This is a genomic window from Micromonospora sp. DT227 (assembly GCF_049841835.1).
GTDB lineage: Bacteria > Actinomycetota > Actinomycetes > Mycobacteriales > Micromonosporaceae > Micromonospora.
Window position 1 is genome coordinate 1 of the sequence record NZ_JBNCLA010000094.1, and the last position, 254, is coordinate 254.

Below are 254 nucleotides of genomic sequence, written 5' to 3' on the forward strand. Positions count from 1 at the left end.
CACGCCGTATCCACCGACACCGCCGGACCCTCCAAACCCAGCGCGTACGCCACCCGCCCCGACATCACACTCGCCGCGTTCCCCGTCAGCAAATGCCCCTCACTACCGGTCTGCGCATCACCAACCACCGAGACGTAGTCCTGCCCAGTGGTACCCACATACACGCCCGTGTCCGACCCACGCAGCCCCGACGGGTCGATCCCCGCCCGCTCCAACGCCTCCCAGGAAACCTCCAACAACAACCGCTGCTGCGG

At 67.3% G+C, this 254-nt stretch carries 1 protein-coding gene; it reads right to left on the minus strand.

All coding sequences use genetic code 11. From position 1 onward, the window contains the following. A partial coding sequence (locus ACLQ2W_RS34040) for a beta-ketoacyl synthase N-terminal-like domain-containing protein (RefSeq protein ID WP_425792022.1) occupies positions 1-254 on the minus strand: 254 nt, incomplete at both ends.